Source organism: Roseovarius sp. W115 (genome assembly GCF_032842945.2).
GTDB classification, from domain to species: domain Bacteria; phylum Pseudomonadota; class Alphaproteobacteria; order Rhodobacterales; family Rhodobacteraceae; genus Roseovarius; species Roseovarius rhodophyticola.
In genome coordinates this window covers 3019334-3039629 of the sequence record NZ_CP146606.1, presented here as the reverse complement: position 1 = coordinate 3039629, position 20296 = coordinate 3019334, and the positions used below count along the sequence as shown (strand labels likewise).

The window sequence follows — 20296 nt, the reverse complement described above, 5'->3', positions numbered from 1 at the left end:
GCTTTTTTGATTGCTCGATATACGGGGTCATGCCTCTGATCGGCATGGAATTTCATTAAGAAATACGGCTGATTTGCGTCAAATTTGGTGAAATTGAGTGAATCTTTTGAGGCTTAAACGCCTATAAACGGCTTATTTTTCCGTGAATCTACCCATTGTCGCGGGACCGCGAGCGCCAGCCGCCACGCCGCTTGGGGGCTTGCGCCGCGTGCAAGCCTTCTCTCAAAACCTCAGTCATCGGATGATCCGGTGCATCAGGCGCATAGCGTTCCAGCAAGCCCTCAATTGCGGCGCGGTGATCTGCCGTGTTCTCCATGGACAGCGCCCAATCCAAAAAGACCGACCGGCACTCACCGCCTGTGATCCCTTCAATGCGGTACGCCTCTCGGATCAGGTTCTTGGGGTCCAGCGCATCCCGCGTCATGGGGTCTCATCCTTTGGTTTGCGGCTCAGCGCCGCATCTATCACGTCCGCCGCGGCAGACGTGGCTTGAGCCACAGCGGCTTGCAGTTCGCCCAGATGCTCAAACCCCGCTTCCCTCAGCAAAAAAGACTTCGCGCCTTTGCCAAGCGCATCTGTGTCGAGCGGCTTGTCACTGACTAGTCGGCCCACCTGAACAATTTTCTTACAAAGCGCATAAGCCTCAGAAAGCGCCGCCCCGTCTGCGTCACTCAACCATCCGATTGCGACACCACTCTCCAGACCGTCTTGCACGCTGCGCGCCGGATTTCCGTTCATCAACGCTCCGGCCTGTGCAATCAATTCGATTTCCTGCAGGCGTCCAGCCCCAAGCTTGGTATCCCATTCACCTTCTGGGGTTTTGGCCTCAGCAATGCGGGCCCGCATCTTGGTGATTTCTTCCAAAACGGGTTCAGCCGCGCCTTTGGATTGCAACAAGTCTTGCCGAAATGCCTCGATATCCGCGCTGAGGTCTTCTGGCCCTGCAATCACCTCGGCGCGCGTCAGCGCAAGATGCTCCCACGCCCAGGCCTCATCCCGCTGATAAGATCGAAACGACCCCCAGCTTGTCGCCACCGGGCCCTGATTGCCCGAGGGCCTCAGGCGCATATCCACCTCATAGAGCCGCCCTTCGGCCATCGGGGCCGTAAGCGCGGTGATCAGAGCCTGTGTGAGACGTGCAAAATAAGGTCTGGCTGCCAAGGGACGAGGGCCATCAGAGCTGTCGTCGTCCTTTGGGTCATAAATCACAATCAGATCAAGGTCTGATCCGGCATTGAGCCACCCTGCCCCCAGTGAGCCCATCCCCAGAACAGCAGCACCGCGCCCCGGCGCCGGACCGTGTTTGGCCTCAAATTGCGCGCGCACCACATCCCACACAACCCGCAACGTCGCCTTGGCCAGGTCTGCATATTGCTGCCCTGCCCGCTGTGCGTCGCTCAGGTCGCGCAGATGATGCACGCCGATGCGGAAATGCCATTCCTTGTGCCACCGCCGGGCCGCATCCAGCTTGCGTTCGTAGTCATCTTCACTGTCAAGCCGGGCCTGCGCCTCAGCAAAAAGCGTCTCTTCACCCGGCCAATCGGCAAAGAAATCACCCGCGATCACCGCCTCGAAAACTCTCGCGTGGCGCGACAAATAGGAAGACAACGCCGGAGACGTACCTGCAATATCAACCAGAAGGTCAATCAATTGCGGATTGGCCTCGAACATCGAGAATACCTGCACACCGGCTGGCAAGCCTGCGAGGAACCCGTCAAAGGCGCGCAAAGCCTCATTGGGGTTTGAAGCGCGCGACAGGCGCGACAGGATATCGGGGCGCAGCCGGCGAAAGATTTCCAGCGCGCGCGACGACCGCAATGCAGGGTAAGCCGGCCAACCCGCAATAATTTCTTCGTCCAGACCGTCCGGTGTCGCTGTTTGCGACGCGGCCTCTTCTGGTGCAAAGAAGCCTTCAATCACCTCGTGTACTTCGCCAAGGCGTGCCTTGAGATCGTCCTGCATATCTTTGAGTGAACGGCCCGTAAAGGCGGCCAGACGCTGCCATTCTTCGTCAGTATTGGGTAGGGTCTGCGTCTGCGCATCGCGCAGCATCTGCAGCCTGTGCTCAATCTCGCGGTGAAACTTGTAATGATGTTGTAAGGTCTTGGCCGCGTCATCAGGAATCCAGCCGCTTTCTTTCAAGCGGTCTAACCCTTCAACGGTGCCACGCACCCTGAGATGTGCGTCGCGCCCTCCTGAAATGAGCTGCCGTGTCTGCGTGAAAAACTCGATCTCGCGAATACCCCCACGCCCGAGTTTGATGTTGTGCCCAGACAGGTTCAGCTCACCGCCCAGCCCCTTATGCTCCCGAATGCGTAAACGCATATTATGCGCGTCTTCGATGGCGGCAAAATCAAGGTGCCTTCGCCACACAAATGGGCGCATCGTTTCCAGAAACTGCGCCCCCGCATCCAGATCACCGGCGGCCGGACGGGCCTTGATATAGGCGGCACGCTCCCAAGTGCGCCCCAGACTTTCGTAGTAGGTCTCTGCGGCAGACACAGCGAGGCAAACCGGTGTCACCGCCGGATCAGGGCGCAATCGCAAATCGGTGCGGAAGACATAACCGTCGGATGTTCGGTCGTTGAGAAGTGCAGCCATTTTACGTGTGGCGCGCACAAAACTGGCGCGGGCGTCATGGTAATCAGCGGGATCAAACCGACTGTCATCAAAGAGACAGATAAGATCGATGTCTGAGCTGTAATTGAGCTCGCCTGCCCCCATCTTGCCCATCGCCAAGACGAACATGCCCGCCATCGTGTCGAGATCATCTTCCGACATGCCTGGCACCTTGCCGCGCCGCAATTCCGGGGCAAGGGTCGTGCGCAGCGCAAGAGACACGGTCACATCAGCAAACCGGGTGAGCGCGCCCGTGACGTCCTCCAACGACCAGACACCACCAAGATCTGCCAGAGCCACGACGAGCGCCATTTTCCCTTTGGCACGGCGCAAAGCTGCGCCCATTTGATCAGGAGACGTTTCAGGTAATTCAGCGCAAAGGCCCGCCAAAGACGCTTCGGGGTTTTCCAGAGCTGAAGGCAGCCACTCGGCCTCGCGCAGGATGAGGGATTTCAGATATGGGCTGCACCCCGCGGCCCCTTCAATCAGTGCTCCGAGTTCTGGAGAAAGATCGGGCAAACTCGCACGCGTCTCGCGCCCGGCTTCGGGGTCAAACGCATCAGGCGTACGGTTCATGCGCGACGCAAAACTCATAGGCGTGACCATGGGGCGAAGCCGGTGAGGCGTCAATCACCGCACGAGCAATATCCGCGAGGAGATGAAACTGAATATTGATCTTTTTGTGACATCACAGACGCCACAAACCATTGAGCAGAATCAAGGATCATGAAGAGTAAGATACATTTTAGTGCTGGGGCGCTGGTCGTGACAGTTGCCCTTTCGGGCTGCGTAGCACCGGATGTTGTGTCATCGCATAAGATCGAGAATGGACAGCTAAGTTGCCACGACATCGCCCTGCAGATGCAACAGCTCGAAGACATTCGCGCGCATGCACGCAAAGGAAAGACGATGTCTGGGGCCAATGTGGCGGCTGCAGTTTTCTTTTGGCCTGCGGTTATCGGAAACTATGCGAATGCCAATGAAGCGATGGAAGCCTCGAACAAGCGCGAAGCCATTCTGGTAAAGCTGGCACGCGAGCAAGGATGCCGTTTCAAGCAATCCTAAGTGTAAACTTAGAATAAACATCCAAAAGGAGCGCTTTGATCAGCGCTCCTTTTCTCTATGTAAATATTTTTAACATTAGCTCTTGTAATTGCTTCTGGCGATCACGATCTCTGTAATGTGAAGAGCATTCACATTAACCTAAACCCAACAAAAGAAAGGTTCACGCATGAGCATCGCCGCCACTTCTCCACACGCCACCGGGTCCACCGGTTGGTTGTCGCGCGCCGAGGCCTGGCTGGATGAAAAAGGCAAAGGTGCCTGGATCGCGCTATTGGCTGTGTCGCTGATCGTGTTCTGGCCGCTTGGTCTTGCCCTTCTGGCCTACATGATCTGGAGCAAAAAAATGACATGCCATTCGCACAAGTTCCGCCGTCATCACCCTCGAACTGGCGGCACGGGCAATGCGGCATTTGACGCCTACCGCGAAGAAACGCTGCAACGTCTGGAAGAAGAACAACAGAACTTTGAAGCGTTCCTCAAACGTCTGCGCGACGCACGGGACAAGGCCGAGTTTGACCAGTTCATTGATGAGCGCGCTGCAAAAGTAGACGACACAGACGCAGACACCAAGCCTGCCTGACCGGCAAGGCACCGCCCATGATCTGCACCTGCTCCGCTCTTTCGTTTCACGCGATGGGGCGGAGACCTATATCTGTGACATGACTGACACCAGCTGGCAAATTCCCGATCCGGACACGCAACCGGAGTTTTACCACGACGTTCCGGTGAAACGGCTTGTTGCGTGGTGCGCCGACACCATCATCACGCTGTTTTTGTGCGTCATCATCCTGCCCTTCACTGCGTTTACAGGGCTCTTTTTCCTGCCGCTGCTGTTTCTCACGGTTGGGTTCTTTTATCGCCTTGCCACAGTCACCCAAGGCTCCGCGACCCTGGGGATGCGCTTGATGTCGATTGAATTCATCACCTTACGCGGCGAACGGCTTGATAAGACATATGCGTTTTGGCACTGCCTCGGCTTTACAGTGTCATGTGTCATCCCGCCACTTCTTGTGGCATCAGGCGTGATGATGCTGACCACTGCGCGGGGTCAGGGCCTGACCGATGTGATGCTCGGTACACTTGCCGTAAATCGTCGTGCCGCAATGTAACAAGCCACCGTCGCTATTCTGACTTGGCGCATCACCTATTCATTGTTATCGTGGTCTACTAGATCAACCCACGAGCATGCATGCGCCACACGCTTCCACTTGCGCCCCAGTTCTATGTGACGGCCCCACAGCCCTGTCCTTATCTTGAAGGCAGGATGGAGCGAAAGCTGTTCACGGCGCTGCAAGGGGATGGCGCGCAGAGGCTCAATGACTCCCTTTCAAAACAAGGGTTTCGGCGGTCTCAAAATGTCCTTTATCGCCCTTCATGCGCCGATTGCGCGGCCTGTTTGTCGGCCCGGATCAATGTGGCGGAACACACGCCTTCACGCAGCCAGCGCCGCACGCTGAAACGCGCAGGCCATCTTGAGCGTCGGGCCACCTCGCCCTGGGCCACAGAAGAGCAATATGCGCTCTTTCGTCGCTACCTTGAAGACCGGCATGCCACGGGCGGCATGGCAGACATGGACAGCTTTGAATTTGCCGCCATGATCGAAGAGACACCCATCCGCACACGCGTGGTGGAATATGTCGAGCCGGAGAGCGGAGAGCTTGTTGCGGTATGCCTGACGGATGTCTTTGATGACGGGGTCAGCATGGTCTACTCATTCTTTGACACCGACCAGAACGGCACGTCGCTGGGCACCTACATCATCCTTGACCACATCCGCATCGCTCAGGAAGCGGACCTACCATATGTCTACTTGGGCTATTGGGTGCCGGGCAGTGACAAGATGGGCTACAAGGCCGGGTTTTCCGGGCTTGAGGTCTATTCCGGTGGCGCCTGGCAGAAAATGCGTGATCCGAAGGATTACGATTCCAAACGACATCCTTTGTCGAATGATCCCATTGCCGAGCAGGTGGCGAATATCTCGCTACCCGACAGCCGTCCTCTGCGAACACGTCACGAATAAAACGCGTCATGCACAAGTGGAAAGGCCGCCCCTCAGGACGGCCTTTCTCAATTCTTGGCAAGTGTTACCGCCCGATCAGGTCCGGCAGGATCGTCACGATGTCCGGGAAGAACCACAAGATCGCCAGACCCACCACCTGGATCAGCACGAAAGGTGCCACACCACGGTAGATATGCCCGGTCGTGACTTCTTTCGGCGCGACCCCTCGTAAATAGAAGAGCGCAAAACCAAAAGGCGGTGTCAGGAACGAGGTCTGCAGGTTCACTGCAATCATGATCGTGACCCATTTGGGATCAAACGTGCCGCCATAAATGACTGGTCCGACGATGGGGATCACGATGTAAATGATCTCCAGAAAGTCGAGCACGAAACCAAGGACGAACAGCACCAGCATCACGATCAGGAAGACCTTGAACTCGTTGTCAAAGCTCTTCAGGAACTGTTGGATGTAGTGTTCACCGCCAAAGGAAATCACCACCAGGTTCAAGAGCTGCGAGCCGATGAGGATGGTGAAGACCATACTCGTGACCTTGGCCGTTTCTCTCACCACCGGGGTCAAAACACCGCCTGCAAAGAGCACCCAGCACGCAAAGAGCAGACCGAAGAGCGCATAAAGATACGCCGCCTTGGCAAAGAAGAACGCGACCCAAGTTTCAAAACTGACGTTGGCGACGTTAATGCGCAGATCGAAATTCACCCCGATCAGAATGGCAACAACAATCGCGAAAGTCGCAAAGAGAATGATCCGACCAGAGCGTTCCTCGTCTTTCAGTTTGCGATAGGCCGCCAGCATGATCGCGCCACCTGCGCCCAGAGCAGCGGCGGGTGTTGGATTGGTGATGCCGCCAAGGATCGAGCCAAGCACGGCAATAATGAGAACCAGCGGTGGAAAGACCACGCGGATAAGCTCATTCTGAGCCAGCCGCCCTGCCCCATGTGCACATCCGTATAGAGCCAGCACCGTTGGGATCGCCAATACGAGGAAAGACGCACCCGAGGACATCTGAGGGCCAATGATCAAAATGTCTGCCAGCAACGCCAGCACGACACCAACGGCCCCGACCAACAAAGGTTTGGAGCTGGCAGACGGTTTGATGCCACGCGCCACTGCGAGAACCAGAGCAAAGAGCAGGAACAAGATGGCGACACCGGTCCCGATCGGCGCGGCATTGGCGATCTTGGACGACAGCGCCTCGGCGACCTCTTCCTCGGTCAACTCCTTGGACTGCTGAACGCCACCAGCCGCATCAATTTCCTCTTGTTCAGCAACCGCCGCTTCCCACGCAGCCTGGCCGTGCAACTCAATCATCGAAGCCTGACACTCGGGGCTGACATTTGTACGCAAGCTGGCCGATTGGCCCTGTGCACTAAAGCTGTCCACGGTCAGGTCTTGTGATCCGACGATGTTGATTTGTCCCATCAGGATCACACCTGCAATGAGCGCTGTGGGCACGCCCAAAAACCAGGTGAAGCTTTCCGAGCGTGTGATCGGCTCGGAATTGGTGCTGCCCATTTCCACCGCAGGCGCGCGGCTTGGATTCACCAGCGCATAGCCGAACGCATAGAGCGCATAGAGCAAGGCCAAAAGAATACCGGGCAACAGAGCCGCCTGAAACAGCGTGCCAACCGAAACGACGGCAGGTTCACCAAGATAGGTGAGCGCGTCAGTACATCCTGCCTCCTGCGCGCGGTTTTCCTGTGCAACGGAATAGAGATCCCCCGCCAAGGTGCCCAGGAGAACGATCACAATCGAAGGCGGAATGATCTGCCCCAATGTGCCCGACGCTGCAATCACGCCTGTGGCAATCTCGGGGCTATAGTTGTTGCGCAACATAGTCGGCAAGCTCAGCAAGCCCATGGTCACCACGGTCGCCCCCACGATCCCGGTCGAGGCGGCAAGGAAGGCGCCCACGACTACAACCGATACGGCCAAACCGCCGGGAAGCGGGCCAAAGACACGCGCCATTGTGGTCAGAAGGTCGTTGGCGATTTTCGAGCGTTCCAGAGTGATGCCCATCAGGACAAACATCAAAACCGCCAGAAGGGTTTCGATGGATTGCCCCGCAAAGACGCGCTCATTCATGCGGTTGACGACAAAGCTGACATTGCGATCAAGCGCGGTTTCCCACCCTTGCGGGAAAACAGGCGTGCCTATTCGCGGCAGATCAGGATGCGTAAAGACGGATATCGTCTCGGCTTTTAGCCCACCCGCAACAAGCGCGCGATACGCCTCAGAACCGGTGTCTATCGCCTGGTGTATGAGCAATCCGGCACTGTCGAGCGCGGCGATAATGCCAAAGGAGATGACCCCGGCCCCACCAATGGCAAAGGCCACTGGGAAGCCCGAGAGGATACCCCCGAAGAGGCATAGAAATACAATGATCAGGCCGATCTCGACGCCATCAAGTCCAAACAACATCTAAGCCTCCACCGTCACGTTTTCGAACCGCAAAACCGGTTCCCACTTTTGCTGAAAACGTTCCATCAGTGCGTCCCCTCATAGGCTTCTTCACCTTCCCCAAGGCTGTCCTTGTCGAGGTATTTTCCTTCACTTTCCTCGCCTTCTTTCCATTCAAGGTAAGAGCGATAGAAAAATGCGATGGCGTGGATAAAGACCATGCCGGCAAACGCCACCATGAGAATCTTGAAGAGGAAATAGGCATTGAAGCCGTTCGGGCTAAAGCCGATTGTTTCCACGTTCCAGCGCACCGCCTTGGCCTTCAGCAGCAGGCGGTCCAGCGTATCAGAGGCCGACGGTTTCGGCGTGATGAGGTGGCGCCACATAAAGTACCAGCCATACATCCAGACCAGCACGGCAGTGGGCAACATGAAGATAATGCTACCTGTCATGTCGATGATCTTTTTCGTCCGGAATTTTACCCCTGCATAGAACAGGTCAACACGCACATGCCCACCCTGCACAAAGGTGTAGGTACAGCACAGCGCCACGACCATAGCGTTGTGCAGCTTAAGCATTTCGGCCCACCAGCTGATATCAAAGGCAAGTTCAATGCCGAACCCGAACGAAATATCAGGGCGTACAAAAATCCGTTGAATAAAGACGATGACGATCTGCTGGATCACCATGATCAGACCAGCCCAGGCAAAGAGCCGACCGACCATGTTGGCAAAGCCTTCCATGACGCGCACACAGCCCCACATGAAGCTGTTTCGCCACAAGCCGATACCGGTCATAACCAAAATCGCCGTGAAGACGACAAAGAAAAATTCGACCGATCCACCGTAATAGACGAAGCGCATGATCGCTTCTTTGTCAGACCAGTTCAGCCAGCTTGCCGGATGTGTGATCGCATATGCGAAATTATAAAAGGCAAGCGCGATATTCTGGAAAAACCAGACGATTGCGTCCAGCATATGTCCCCACGCCTTTTTGTTGAGTGATCGTTATTCGATCTTAATCTCGATGAACGGGCCCAGGAAAGGGCCCGTCCGGTACTTTTTCGATTGGCTTAGCCCAGAACGCGGTCGCGCTGGTTGCGATAGGCGCTGATCGACTGGGTGAGCCAGCCCGAGGACGCCTTCATCGAGCCACGGTAATCGTTGAAGATTTCCGCAAAAAGCTCATCGCCCATGAACTCGTCATAGACCTGCTGTGACGCGGTGCCCATGGCATCCCAAACGCTGTCAGGGAATTCCAGAACATTCACACCACCGGCTTTCAGACGCTCAAGCGCCGCACCGTTGTTCATCAAGAACTGGCTCAGGTTCCACACGTTGGCGTGGCCCGCTGCGATCTCGATGGCCGACTGGTGCGCTGGTGCCAGGCTCTCGAACACTTCGCGGTTTGTCGCCAGCGACAGACCTGCTGCTGGCTCGTGGAAGCCCGCGGTGTAGTAGAACTTGGTGATTTCCTGGAAACCAGCTTTCTCGTCCGCCCATGGGCCGATCCACTCAGTTCCGTCAATCGCACCAGAGGCCAGCGCTTGATACACTTCTGCGCCGGGCAGGTTCTGAACCGATGCACCCATGTAACCCAGAGCCTTGCCGCCCAGACCAGGCATACGGAATTTCAGACCGTTGAAGTCTTCAGGGCCTTTGATTTCCTTGGCGAACCAACCGCCCGCCTGTGTGCCGGTGTTACCCGCCAGGAAGGATTTCAGACCAAAGATTTCGCCCAGCTTGTCATGCATCGCCTGACCGTTGCCGTGGTAGTACCAGTTGTTCAGCTCGGTCGCCGTCATGCCGAAGGGCACGCCAGTGAAGAAGGCGAAACCAGGATGCTGGCTCACGAAGTAGTAGTCTGCGGCGTGGTACATATCGGCCTGACCGGCGGTCACGGCATCAAACACTTCAAAAGCGCCAACCAGCTCGCCTGCGGCTTTCACGTCGATGGTCAACGAGCCATCGGTCATAGCGTTGATGTTGTCGGCACATTTTTGTGCGGCATCAAACACACCCGCCAGACCACGGCCCCAGCTGGTCACCATGGTCAGGGTCCGGTTGCCCTGAGCGTAAGCCGGTGCTGCCAGCGATGTCGCGGCGGCGGCCGAGCCACCCAGAGCGGTATTTTTTAGAAAAGAACGACGATCCATATGGTAAGTCCTCCCAAGTCAATGAATGCGCCAGAGACGTCGAAGTCCCGGCGCGGATCGTTGCAAGTGCGCGGACCCTAGCGCGCGATTCGGATGATTGGAATACCGACTACTACGTAGCGCGATCAACATTCTGCCCGTTTTCAACGTTTTCAGAGGCGCTCTTGCCCTGTTTTTCAGCAAATTTACTGGGCAACGCGGCCGATTCGATTTAACGATTCGGTATGGGATTGGAGCGTTTTCGCATTCATCTGAACTATGGTCAGAAGCTTTTTTTGACAGCCACGCTGCCGCTGATTATCGCGGCGGTGACGATATCTGTTCTGGTGACGCTGCAATCTCGGCAACTGGCCGAGCGCGAAATCCGCAACTTGGAGCAACAGCTCATTACCGCCAAACGGGATGAGTTGAAGAACTACCTCTCTATTGCGCGCACTGCCATCATCAATATCTACGGACGTGCCGCACCAGATGATGAAGAGGCCAAGCTGGCCGTGACGCAAATCCTGGCAGGTATGGTTTATGGTCAGGACGGGTACTTCTTTGTTTACGATTATGAAGGCAACAATCTTGTCAGTCCCCGTCGCACTGAACTGATTGGGCGAAACTGGACCGGGTTGGAAGACGCGTTTGGCACCGTCATTACGGACGAGATCATTCGCCTCGCGCGCTCAGGTGGTGGGTATCACAGTTATGAGTGGACCAAGCCCTCAACCGGTGAAAAGGCACAGATGGTCACCTACACAATCGGGTTGCAGGACTGGCGCTGGGCCATCGGTACGGGCGTGTTCATCGATGATGTGACCGCCACGGTGAATGCCGCCAAGGCCGATGTGGAGACCCGCATTCGCAAGACATTCCTTTACATCGGCGCGCTCACGCTGGCGGCACTTCTGGTGGTCTTTGCCTCGGGCCTCTTCATTAACATTCGTGAACGCCGTTTGGCCGACGCCAAGCTCAAGAAGCTGACTCAACGGGTGTTTGACGCACAGGAAGAAGAGCGCGGGCGCGTCGCACGCGAGCTGCACGACGGGATCAGCCAGATCCTGGTTGGCGTGCGCTATGCACTCGACAGCGCCCGCCGCCGCTTTGCGTCTGGCGATGATCGGGCCGGAGAAACTCTCGACAAAGGCATCGAAAATCTCTCCGGTGCCATTCAGGAGGTCCGCCGCATCAGCCGTGATCTGCGTCCCGGTGTGCTGGATGATCTGGGGCTTGGCCCGGCCCTTAAATCCCTCGTCGAGGATTTCGGCACACGCACCGGACTTCAGACAGAGTTCAAAACTGTCCCCTTCCGCAACCGGCTCGACAAAGACGCCAAGACGGCCCTCTACCGCGTTGCGCAAGAGGCGCTGACCAATGTTGAACGCCATGCCGGTGCAGGACGTGTCACCGTTGATGTGCGCGGTCATGCCAAGGGGGCAACATTGCGCATCGCCGATGATGGTCACGGGCTGGACCATTCCCAAACCAACGCCACCCCATCGAGCGGCCTGGGCCTGCGCAATATGCAAGAACGCATCGAACAGCTCGACGGCACTCTGCGCGTTTTGTCGAGCAAAACCGGCACCGTTATTGAAGCCACCGTTCCTCTGTCACACCTATTGCCCCCGCAGGAAGGCACAGAGCCAGAAACAAAGGCCAGCGCATGACCGCATCTGTTCCAATTCGCATCGCCATTGTTGATGATCATCCCATGGTCGCCGAGGGCATTCAGGCCATTCTCGAAAGCTATGACGATATCAAGGTGATCGCGACCCTCTCGACCGGTCAGGATATCATTGATCAAAGTGAGCGATTGGATCCCGATGTCATTCTGCTTGACCTCAACATGCCGGGTATCGGCGGGCTGAGCACCACAGAGATATTGCTCGAACGCCGCCCCGATATGCGTATCCTCATTCTAAGCATGCATGACAGTCCTGAATACATCTCATCGGCTCTGAGCCATGGGGCCATGGGGTATGTGCTCAAGGATGTGCCTACCGAAGAGATCAAACAGGCCATCGACACGGTGATGCGCGGTGAGCGGTATCTGTGCACCGGGGCGGAAGGGTCGCTCAATCCGGATGGCTCGGATGCCCGAGAACAATTGACCAATCGCGAGCAAACCATCCTGCTGCAATTGGCCCAAGGCAAGTCCAACAAGGAGGTCGCTCTGGAACTCGATATTTCGGTGCGTACCGTGGAAACACATCGCAAGAACATCAAGCGCAAGCTCGGTATCTCCTCGACGGCTGGCCTGACGCGCTATGCTTTGGAGCATGGCGTGTTGCAGGGTACGGGGGTGTCTCTCTGATGCGGAAAGATTGCTACGGCAACGACATTACAACAACATCTGATGCCGCGCGCGATGCTTATGACACAGGCATTCAGCTTTTTCTGAGCGGCAACTACGGCGCGGTCGAGGCTTTCTCTGACGCCGTTGCAGCTGACCCTGGATTTGCCTTGGGCCACGCCGCCCTGGCACGAGCACAGATGATGGCGGCGCAGATGGATGCCGCCAAGACCTCTGTGAGCACAGCCATGTCTCTGACAAGCGGCGTCACAGCGCGTGAGGCGGCCCATATCGCCGCGTTTGACATGCTGCTTGCGGGCAAACCGGTAGAGACCCGGCGCATGGTCGAAGAGCATGTGCGCAGCTATCCCCGCGATGCGCTGGCGGCACAAATGTGCACCAATGTCTTTGGCCTCATCGGGTTTTCCGGTGAGGTGGGCCGCGAAGCCGCCCTTCTGGCTTACACCCACGCGCTCTTGCCGCATTACGGTGAAGATTGGTGGATGATGTCGATGCATGCGCTGTCACTGTGTGAAACCGGACAGACCGATGCGTCCATCACACTGATGGAGAAATCCCTTGCGATTGAGCCGCGCAATGCAAACGGGTCGCATTTCAAAGCGCATGCGCAATACGAGGCAGGCGAAACTGCTGCGGGCCGGGCTTATCTGGCGAAATGGATGCCGGACTATGATGATCGGTCTGTTCTGCACAGCCATCTCAGTTGGCATCAAGCACTTTGGGCGCTGGCAGATGGTGATGAAAAGACGCTCTGGTCTGTTGTGGACAGCGCCGTCGCGCCGGGTGGGGCCAAAGGTTTACCAATCAACGTGCTAACAGACACAGCAGCGATCTATCACCGGGCTGATCTGGCTGGCTTACCTGTAGCACCAGAACGTTGGAGCGCTTTGAGCGACTACGCGGCGCAATTTTTTCCCGAAACTGGCCAGAGCTTTGCCGACCTGCACGCCGCGCTCAGCCACGCCATGGCCGGTAAAGGCGAACGGCTTGCCTATATCGCTGAAACCGCCAAGGGCTTTGCCGGAGATCTGGTGCGGCCGATTGCGCGTGCGTTCAAGGCTATTGCGCATGAGAATTGGTCTGACGCGTTGGACCACCTCACACCCGTGATGGCCACGCATGAGCGCCTGGGCGGTAGCCGCGCGCAACGGGATCTTTTGGAACTCACCTACGTAAATGTCCTCATGCGTCTCAACCGAACCGAAGAAGCGCGACGCACTCTTGCTCTGCGTCGCCCGGAACTGGCAAAATCACCGCCACTGGCCACACTGCAAAGCGCAGCATAAGCTAAACCGGCAAACAGCCCCGGAGGCCCCTTATGACCAAGCTCGTCACCAAGCCAGACAGCGTTCCCAATACGTTCCTTGGGTTTCCTTTCGTCGATGATCTTGATGCCCTCGACGCGGATATCGCGATCCTTGGCATCCCATATGGCAAACCTTATGGTCCCGACGAGCTCGCCAATGATCAAAGCCGCGCCCCGGATGCGCTCCGGCAGGCGACGTTGCGGCCTGACTATATGCTGGGTAGCTACAATTTTGATTTCGGAGGCACCCTTCTGGGCGATACCGGGGCCAAGGTGGTGGATTGCGGGAACGTCGTCGCCGACATGTCCAATCCCGACACGCATTACCTCAACGCCGAGGCCGCAGCGCGCAAGATATTTGCCTCTGGCGCATCGCTCATATCCATTGGCGGTGATCACGGTATCCCCATCCCTGTTCTGCGTGCGCTTGACGTGCTGGGTGAGAAAATCACACTGGTGCAAGTCGATGCCCATATCGACTGGCGTGATGATGTGAATGGAGAGCGTGAGGGCTATTCCAGCCCGATCCGCCGCGCCTCGGAAATGGACTGGATCGGAGATATCATCCAAATCGGCATTCGCGGCATCGGAAGCGCGCGGCCAGAAGAGGTCGAGGTCGCCCGCGCCTATGGGGCGGATATTGTTACCGCCTATGAAATGCACGACATTGGCATAGAGGCCGTGCTGGACCGCATCCCAAATGGTGGGCCCTACTACCTCACCGTAGACGCGGATGGTCTTGACCCAACGATTATGCCTGGTGTCATGTATCAGGCACCCGGCGGCCTGAGCTGGGTGCAGATGCACAAACTGCTTCACGGACTCTTTGCCAAAGGCCGCATGGTGGGCATGGATATTGTGGAAATCGCACCCTCTCAGGATGTTGGGCAAACTACGCTTGTTCATGCCGAAAGGCTGATCTGCAACTTCATTGGCGCGGCAGTGCGCGCGCGTTAGAAATTCACCCGGCGCAACAATCGCAAAGAAAAATGCTGCGCTGCGACATTTTTTTCACAAATCCTGTTGACGCCCTCGCACCCCCAACCTAGTGTCCCCGAACGCGTATAAAGGAGTCGGCCAATATGGCGGAACTAGTCGTAATTGTAGGCAAATGGCGCATGGGCCGGTAACGGACACCATAACGGTACCCCATGCGCCCTCGGAAAAAACCGGGGGCTTTTTTATGCGTAAGACAAATGAATGATGTCATGAACGGAGAGAACAGATGGCACGTCAGATGACCGGAGCGAAAATGGTGGTTCAAGCCCTGAAGGATCAGGGTGTGGACGTCGTATTCGGATATCCCGGGGGTGCCGTGCTACCGATTTATGACGAGGTTTTCCAGCAAAACGACATTCGCCACATTCTTGTGCGCCATGAACAGGGCGCGGTGCATGCCGCCGAAGGCTATGCGCGCTCAACGGGCAAGCCCGGTGTTGTTCTTGTGACATCTGGCCCCGGGGCCACAAATGCGGTCACAGGCATCACCGATGCGCTGATGGATTCCATTCCGATTGTGGTTCTCACTGGTCAGGTCCCGACCTTCATGATCGGCTCGGACGCATTTCAAGAAGCCGATACCGTTGGCATCACGCGCCCCTGCACCAAGCACAACTGGCTGGTGAAGGAGACCGAGCGCCTGTCGCAAACCATACATGAGGCTTTCCATGTGGCCACCTCGGGTCGTCCGGGGCCGGTTTTGGTGGACATTCCCAAGGATGTGCAGTTTGCCTCTGCGACCTACACGCCGCCAGAGAAGACGAAGGTATCGCATTACCAACCACAGATGGAAGGCGACATCGAGACCATCGCAGAACTGGTCGAGGCGCTCGAAACGGCCAAGCGCCCGATCTTCTACACGGGCGGCGGGGTGATCAATTCCGGAGACGAAGCCACAAAGCTGTTGCGCAATCTGGTCGACGCCACTGGCATTCCGATCACCTCGACCCTGATGGGTCTGGGCTGTTACCCGGCGTCCGGCAAAAATTGGATCGGGATGCTGGGCATGCACGGTCTTTATGAGGCCAACATGGCCATGCATGATTGCGATCTACTGATCAATATCGGCGCGCGGTTTGATGACCGGATCACCGGGCGGCTCGATGCGTTCAGCCCCGGATCGCAACGCGCTCATATCGATATTGATCCCTCGTCGATCAACAAGGTCATCCGCACCGATTTCCCCATTGTGGGCGATGTCGCCACCGTGCTGCAACAGCTCACAGATGTCTGGACAGAGCGCGGGCGCAAGGTGAACAGCGACGCCATTGGCAAATGGTGGGCGCAGATCAATGACTGGAAAAAGATCAACTGCCTGGCTTTCACGCAAGCAGGTAAGACGATCAAACCGCAATATGCGCTGGATCGGCTCGAGGCGCTGACCAAGGAGCATGACCGGTATATCTGTACCGAAGTGGGCCAGCATCAGATGTGGGCGGCGCAGTATCTCGGCTTTGAGGATCCAAACCGCTGGATGACGTCGGGTGGCTTGGGCACGATGGGCTATGGCTTCCCCGCCTCCATCGGCGTGCAGATCGCCCATCCCGACGCGCTTGTGATCAACGTCGCCGGAGAAGCCTCCTGGCTGATGAACATGCAGGAAATGGGCACCGCGGTGCAGTACCGCCTGCCCGTTAAGCAGTTCATCCTCAACAACGAACGGCTTGGCATGGTGCGGCAATGGCAGGAACTCCTGCACGGCGAGCGTTATTCGCACAGCTGGTCAGACGCCTTGCCCGATTTCGTCAAACTGGCTGAGGCGTTTGGCGCCAAGGGGATCATCTGCAACGACCCTGCCGATCTTGATGATGCGATCATGGAGATGATCAATCACGATGGGCCCGTGATCTTTGATTGTCTGGTGGAAAAGCACGAAAATTGCTTCCCGATGATCCCGTCCGGCAAGGCCCATAACGAAATGCTTCTGGGCGAGAACGCCTCGACCAAGGATGCGATCGATGCGGGGGAGCGGTGCTGGTTTAAACTCCGGCGTGGGTTTAGAGCAATGACATCACTCCCTCAAAACAACGCTCGCGACGGCACGAAGCAGAGCTATTCAGTCGATGCTCATCAGGGTGATCAAAGGCTGGCCGTGTTTGATCAAAAACGCGGCTGGCAAATCGGAATATTTGGTGCTGCGGTCACTGTCCTATGGTGTGCAACAGCGATTATTGCGGCCCATTTGGAAATCAAGGCAACCGAGCTCAAGACCATTTCAAACGACTTTTTTGTATTTTGGGCGGCGGCGAAACTGGCACTGCAGGGCGTTCCTCTTGAAGCATTCGATCCGCAGCGGTTGATTGAGATTGCCGCAACAAGCACCACAGCGTGGATGGCTTGGCTCTATCCGCCGGGGTTTCTGCTCTTGATCACGCCTCTCGGCTTGATGCCGTTCGCGACTGCTTGGGCTGTTTTTTCAGTGCTTTCCGTCGGCGCTCTATGGTTCGCAGTGAAACCTTTTTGCGCAGGAAAAGTTCAGGTCATACTCTGTGTCGCTTTGGCGCCGGCGGTGTTGCCAACTCTTTTGAACGGTCAAGTGAGTGTTTTGTGGTGTGCGGGACTTGTTGGCGCACTTGCTGCGTTACGCGCTGATCGTCCCGTTCTTGCTGGCGTCCTTATTGGTTTGTTGACGTTGAAGCCCCAACTTGGATTGCTCATCCCTTTTGCGCTGCTGGCGTGTAGTGCATGGCGCACCATCGTTGCGGCAACCCTTACAACGATTTTGATCTCTGCAGTTCCCACACTCATCTACGGCGCTGAATACTGGACCGAGCTACTTGCTATTATTGAACGGCATGGCACTGTTGTGCGTGGCGCGGTTGGGGAACTCGACCTTCTGATCGGACCTTATGCCACACTCATTTCACTCGGCTTTTCCGAGAACGCCGCACTCCCGATGCAGTGGGTTGTCACTGCATTTTGTGCGGCGGCCGTTTTTTGGGCGTGGCGCAAGGTATCAATCGGATTTGATCTACGTGCGGCGACTTTGTTGACCGCCATCCCGTTGTCTTCGCCCTATCTTTGGTACTACGAAGCTGCAATGATGGCCCCAGCTGCCTTATTTATGCTTCGTGCAGGGGTTCTCAACAAAGACTCTATAACCGCGGTCTTGGGAATCGCGTTTTGGCTGGGGCTCGGGCCATATGTTTTGCTACAATCACTCACCGGCCCAAATGACCTTTTGCGGGTTGTTTCTTTGCTATTAGCCTGTATCGCTTTCGCGCTTTGCTTGCGCGATGTGATGTTGTCTTCGTCAAAACCGGAAGAGCCCGCATGATCGCGAATACCAAAAAGCCGATAAAACCATCGCGTCAAACACCTCAAAAACAGAGGCCCCTCAGCGTTACGAAATTGCCATCACACGTACCCTACGCTCCACACGTAAAGAACCCCAAAGGATAGACCCATGTCAGCCCTAAAAATCAAAAAAGGCGCCACGAGCCATTCCGCCTACAACTTGCGACCCACGTTTTCCGACACGGTCGAGCGGCATACATTGGCAGTGATCGTAGACAACGAACCGGGCGTGCTTGCCCGCGTGATCGGGCTATTCTCGGGCCGAGGCTACAACATCGACAGCCTGACCGTGGCCGAAGTGGATCACGAAGGGCATCAGTCACGCATCACAATCGTCACAGCCGGAACACCGCAGATCATTGAACAGATCAAGGCGCAGCTTGGTCGTATTGTTGTGGTGCATCAGGTCAACGATTTGACCGTGGAGGGACCTTCAGTGGAACGCGAGCTGGCTTTGCTCCGAGTAACCGGTGAAGGTGAGAAACGTGTTGAGGCGCTCCGCCTTGCCGATATCTTTCGCGCCAACGTCGTGGACAGCACGCTTGACAGCTTTGTCTTTGAAATCACCGGTGCGCCGGAAAAGGTCGATGCCTTTTCCGACTTGATGCGCCCATTGGGGTTACAGGAGATTGCGCGCACCGGAGTGGCCGCCCTCTTGCGTGGGGATTAGGTGCAAGCGACGCTCACGACCTCGGCAGAGCCGACTTCTTTGAAGCTTTCTCTGACTGCGCCATGGGCCGAGGTCGGCCAAATGGTATGACATTGCTCTCAGACGCAGGTTGTTTTTGCTGTGGCTGGCCCAAGAAATTTTCCCCGACTTCCAGCAGTGTATCTGCCAGTTTCGGATATTCATCCGATGATACCAACTTGACGTTTCGCGCCAGGCGGAAATCACGTGTTTCTTCCAGTTCCAATTTGACGAGATCCCCTGCTTCAATCTCCTCTAGAGTGTCTGGCCGGTCCGTTTGTCCATTGAAAAACGCAAGTTTTCCATGGTCTTCACACCAGATTAACGCCCGGTCACACTTGGAATCGCTCCATAAAATTACGCCGTACATATCTTCCCCAATTTCCGCATCCCTATGGCTGTTAAGATACGTGACAAGTGGCCTTCGTACATCTGTGTATTTGGCGATATCCCCAGGGTATTTGTGTCAACTTTTCTCAAGATTGATGCTAATTGGCGTCAGAAACATGCGATTTTGATGTTTTTTCTCCAAATGCTTGCAAATAGCACTATGATTGTAATCACTCTTGGATCTCTCAATTTGGTAGACATCAGTGTTCGACAAAGCAGACGCCAAAAAGAACCAGTTGACGCGCAGCCCTGCGGCCATACGGTCAGTCTTTGGAACAAATCTGAAAATTCTGAGTGCAGGCTATCCGTCTGTAGCCGGACTGTGCCGGGACCTCGGCCTCAATCGCACGCAATTCAACCGCTACTTGTCTGGAGAAAGCTTTCCAAGGCCAGATATATTGGATCAGATTTGCACGTTTTTTGGCGTGGACGCGCGGATCCTACTGGAGCCGATAGAAGATCTGGACCCGGTTTCCTCTGACCTGTTGAACCAACGTTTCCTCCAAGGATATTTTGGCTCCGAAGCAACCAGAGTGTCCCACACCTTGTTCCCGAGTGGGTTTTTTCGTTTTGTGCGCCGGAGCTTTATTGATGACACGCAGTTTACGACCGGGTTGGTGCATGTGACACGACGCAACAACTATACGTTCCTGCGAGGGTTTGAGCCGCGCGGTGCGATGCGCATTCAGGGATTGTCAACGGCATCCGCCAATCGGGAGTACCGAGGTCTTGTCCTGCGCCAGGAAGAAGGCGTCATGGCTGTTGTCACACATAGAAACTCTTTGGCCTGTTCCTTTAATTTTCTGACGCCGGAAACCTCGTTTCAATCCAATATCTGGGAAGGGTACGCAACGCGCACTGTACGTGAGAAGCTCACGGGACGCCGCGCCGCACGCATGGTCTACGAATACCTGGGCGAGAACACGAGCGCCGTTTTGGCGGCCGCGCGGCAATCGGGGCTGATCACCCAAGATGAAGTGCCACCGTTTCACCTGCGTCTGTTGCGGCTGAGCGAAGAATTCCGCTGATTTCTGTCGCATCAAGACAAACCATGTCGTGA

General features: G+C 56.2%; 16 protein-coding genes and 1 pseudogene. 12 read left to right on the top strand and 5 right to left on the bottom strand.

Annotated elements, in window-relative coordinates:
• Positions 1 to 148: 148 nt before the first annotated feature.
• Together RZS32_RS15445 and RZS32_RS15440 are read right to left on the bottom strand one after the other, a co-directional pair.
• A complete protein-coding gene (locus RZS32_RS15445) occupies positions 149 to 424 on the bottom strand; it encodes a hypothetical protein (protein ID WP_339106704.1) in 276 nt (91 codons plus the stop codon).
• Complete coding sequence (locus tag RZS32_RS15440) at positions 421 to 3213, bottom strand: glutamine-synthetase adenylyltransferase (RefSeq protein WP_317054460.1); 2793 nt, start codon at positions 3211 to 3213, stop codon at positions 421 to 423. The genes RZS32_RS15445 and RZS32_RS15440 overlap by 4 nt, the downstream gene beginning before the upstream one ends.
• Before the next feature lie 132 nt (positions 3214 to 3345).
• On the opposite strand from RZS32_RS15440, the gene RZS32_RS15435 reads away from it, so the two are divergent.
• From RZS32_RS15435 to RZS32_RS15420, 4 genes are all read left to right on the top strand, one after another.
• The gene (locus RZS32_RS15435; RefSeq protein WP_317054459.1) at positions 3346 to 3684 is read left to right on the top strand and encodes a hypothetical protein; all 339 of its coding nucleotides are present in this window, start codon (positions 3346 to 3348) and stop codon (positions 3682 to 3684) included.
• A gap of 166 nt (positions 3685 to 3850) precedes the next feature.
• A complete protein-coding gene (locus tag RZS32_RS15430; RefSeq protein ID WP_317054458.1) occupies positions 3851 to 4264 on the top strand; it encodes a DUF2852 domain-containing protein in 414 nt (137 codons plus the stop codon).
• A gap of 79 nt (positions 4265 to 4343) precedes the next feature.
• Complete coding sequence (locus tag RZS32_RS15425) at positions 4344 to 4793, top strand: RDD family protein (RefSeq protein ID WP_317054457.1); 450 nt, start codon at positions 4344 to 4346, stop codon at positions 4791 to 4793.
• Positions 4794 to 4873: 80 nt separating this feature from the next.
• Positions 4874 to 5704 (top strand): arginyltransferase, encoded by an 831-nt coding sequence (locus RZS32_RS15420; protein ID WP_317054456.1) that lies wholly within the window; start codon positions 4874 to 4876, stop codon positions 5702 to 5704.
• A 64-nt stretch (positions 5705 to 5768) separates the two neighbouring features.
• On the opposite strand, the gene RZS32_RS15415 is transcribed toward RZS32_RS15420, so the two are convergent.
• From RZS32_RS15415 to RZS32_RS15405, 3 genes are all read right to left on the bottom strand, one after another.
• Positions 5769 to 8123 carry a TRAP transporter large permease subunit gene (locus RZS32_RS15415; protein ID WP_317054455.1) on the bottom strand — a complete coding sequence of 785 codons (2355 nt, stop codon included), beginning with the start codon at positions 8121 to 8123 and terminating at the stop codon, positions 5769 to 5771.
• A gap of 65 nt (positions 8124 to 8188) precedes the next feature.
• Positions 8189 to 9079 carry a TRAP transporter small permease subunit gene (locus tag RZS32_RS15410; RefSeq protein WP_317054454.1) on the bottom strand — a complete coding sequence of 297 codons (891 nt, stop codon included), beginning with the start codon at positions 9077 to 9079 and terminating at the stop codon, positions 8189 to 8191.
• A gap of 95 nt (positions 9080 to 9174) precedes the next feature.
• Positions 9175 to 10257, bottom strand: a complete 1083-nt coding sequence (locus RZS32_RS15405) for a TRAP transporter substrate-binding protein (protein WP_317054453.1) — start codon at positions 10255 to 10257, stop codon at positions 9175 to 9177.
• A 224-nt stretch (positions 10258 to 10481) separates the two neighbouring features.
• On the opposite strand from RZS32_RS15405, the gene RZS32_RS15400 reads away from it, so the two are divergent.
• The 8 genes and pseudogenes from RZS32_RS15400 (at position 10482) to RZS32_RS15370 (ending at position 20264) form a co-directional block, all read left to right on the top strand.
• Positions 10482 to 11909, top strand: coding sequence for a cache domain-containing protein (locus tag RZS32_RS15400; RefSeq protein WP_317054452.1), 1428 nt, complete (start codon positions 10482 to 10484; stop codon positions 11907 to 11909).
• Positions 11906 to 12556 carry a response regulator transcription factor gene (locus RZS32_RS15395; RefSeq protein ID WP_317054451.1) on the top strand — a complete coding sequence of 217 codons (651 nt, stop codon included), beginning with the start codon at positions 11906 to 11908 and terminating at the stop codon, positions 12554 to 12556. The genes RZS32_RS15400 and RZS32_RS15395 overlap by 4 nt, the downstream gene beginning before the upstream one ends.
• Positions 12556 to 13842, top strand: a complete 1287-nt coding sequence (locus RZS32_RS15390; protein WP_317054450.1) for a tetratricopeptide repeat protein — start codon at positions 12556 to 12558, stop codon at positions 13840 to 13842. Before RZS32_RS15395 ends, RZS32_RS15390 begins: the two co-directional genes overlap by 1 nt.
• Positions 13843 to 13874: 32 nt before the next feature.
• Complete coding sequence (locus RZS32_RS15385; RefSeq protein ID WP_317054449.1) at positions 13875 to 14819, top strand: arginase family protein; 945 nt, start codon at positions 13875 to 13877, stop codon at positions 14817 to 14819.
• A 268-nt stretch (positions 14820 to 15087) separates the two neighbouring features.
• Positions 15088 to 16844: pseudogene (locus RZS32_RS19020) on the top strand (acetolactate synthase 3 large subunit).
• 22 nt (positions 16845 to 16866) lie between these two features.
• A complete protein-coding gene (locus tag RZS32_RS19015; RefSeq protein ID WP_317054447.1) occupies positions 16867 to 18138 on the top strand; it encodes a glycosyltransferase family 87 protein in 1272 nt (423 codons plus the stop codon).
• A gap of 129 nt (positions 18139 to 18267) precedes the next feature.
• Positions 18268 to 18828, top strand: coding sequence for an acetolactate synthase small subunit (gene ilvN, locus RZS32_RS15375; protein ID WP_317054446.1), 561 nt, complete (start codon positions 18268 to 18270; stop codon positions 18826 to 18828).
• A 611-nt stretch (positions 18829 to 19439) separates the two neighbouring features.
• Entirely contained in the window at positions 19440 to 20264 is an 825-nt protein-coding gene (locus RZS32_RS15370; protein WP_317054445.1) for a helix-turn-helix domain-containing protein, read from the top strand.
• The last annotated feature ends 32 nt before the right edge of the window (positions 20265 to 20296 follow it).

Coding starts and splice junctions, on each gene's coding strand:
- RZS32_RS15445 (WP_339106704.1), bottom strand. CDS start 424: ATGACGCGGGATGCGCTGGACCCCAAGAACCTGATCCGAGAGGCGTAC.
- RZS32_RS15440 (WP_317054460.1), bottom strand. CDS start 3,213: ATGAGTTTTGCGTCGCGCATGAACCGTACGCCTGATGCGTTTGACCCC.
- RZS32_RS15435 (WP_317054459.1), top strand. CDS start 3,346: ATGAAGAGTAAGATACATTTTAGTGCTGGGGCGCTGGTCGTGACAGTT.
- RZS32_RS15430 (WP_317054458.1), top strand. CDS start 3,851: ATGAGCATCGCCGCCACTTCTCCACACGCCACCGGGTCCACCGGTTGG.
- RZS32_RS15425 (WP_317054457.1), top strand. CDS start 4,344: ATGACTGACACCAGCTGGCAAATTCCCGATCCGGACACGCAACCGGAG.
- RZS32_RS15420 (WP_317054456.1), top strand. CDS start 4,874: ATGCGCCACACGCTTCCACTTGCGCCCCAGTTCTATGTGACGGCCCCA.
- RZS32_RS15415 (WP_317054455.1), bottom strand. CDS start 8,123: ATGTTGTTTGGACTTGATGGCGTCGAGATCGGCCTGATCATTGTATTT.
- RZS32_RS15410 (WP_317054454.1), bottom strand. CDS start 9,079: ATGCTGGACGCAATCGTCTGGTTTTTCCAGAATATCGCGCTTGCCTTT.
- RZS32_RS15405 (WP_317054453.1), bottom strand. CDS start 10,257: ATGGATCGTCGTTCTTTTCTAAAAAATACCGCTCTGGGTGGCTCGGCC.
- RZS32_RS15400 (WP_317054452.1), top strand. CDS start 10,482: ATGGGATTGGAGCGTTTTCGCATTCATCTGAACTATGGTCAGAAGCTT.
- RZS32_RS15395 (WP_317054451.1), top strand. CDS start 11,906: ATGACCGCATCTGTTCCAATTCGCATCGCCATTGTTGATGATCATCCC.
- RZS32_RS15390 (WP_317054450.1), top strand. CDS start 12,556: ATGCGGAAAGATTGCTACGGCAACGACATTACAACAACATCTGATGCC.
- RZS32_RS15385 (WP_317054449.1), top strand. CDS start 13,875: ATGACCAAGCTCGTCACCAAGCCAGACAGCGTTCCCAATACGTTCCTT.
- RZS32_RS19015 (WP_317054447.1), top strand. CDS start 16,867: ATGACATCACTCCCTCAAAACAACGCTCGCGACGGCACGAAGCAGAGC.
- ilvN (WP_317054446.1), top strand. CDS start 18,268: ATGTCAGCCCTAAAAATCAAAAAAGGCGCCACGAGCCATTCCGCCTAC.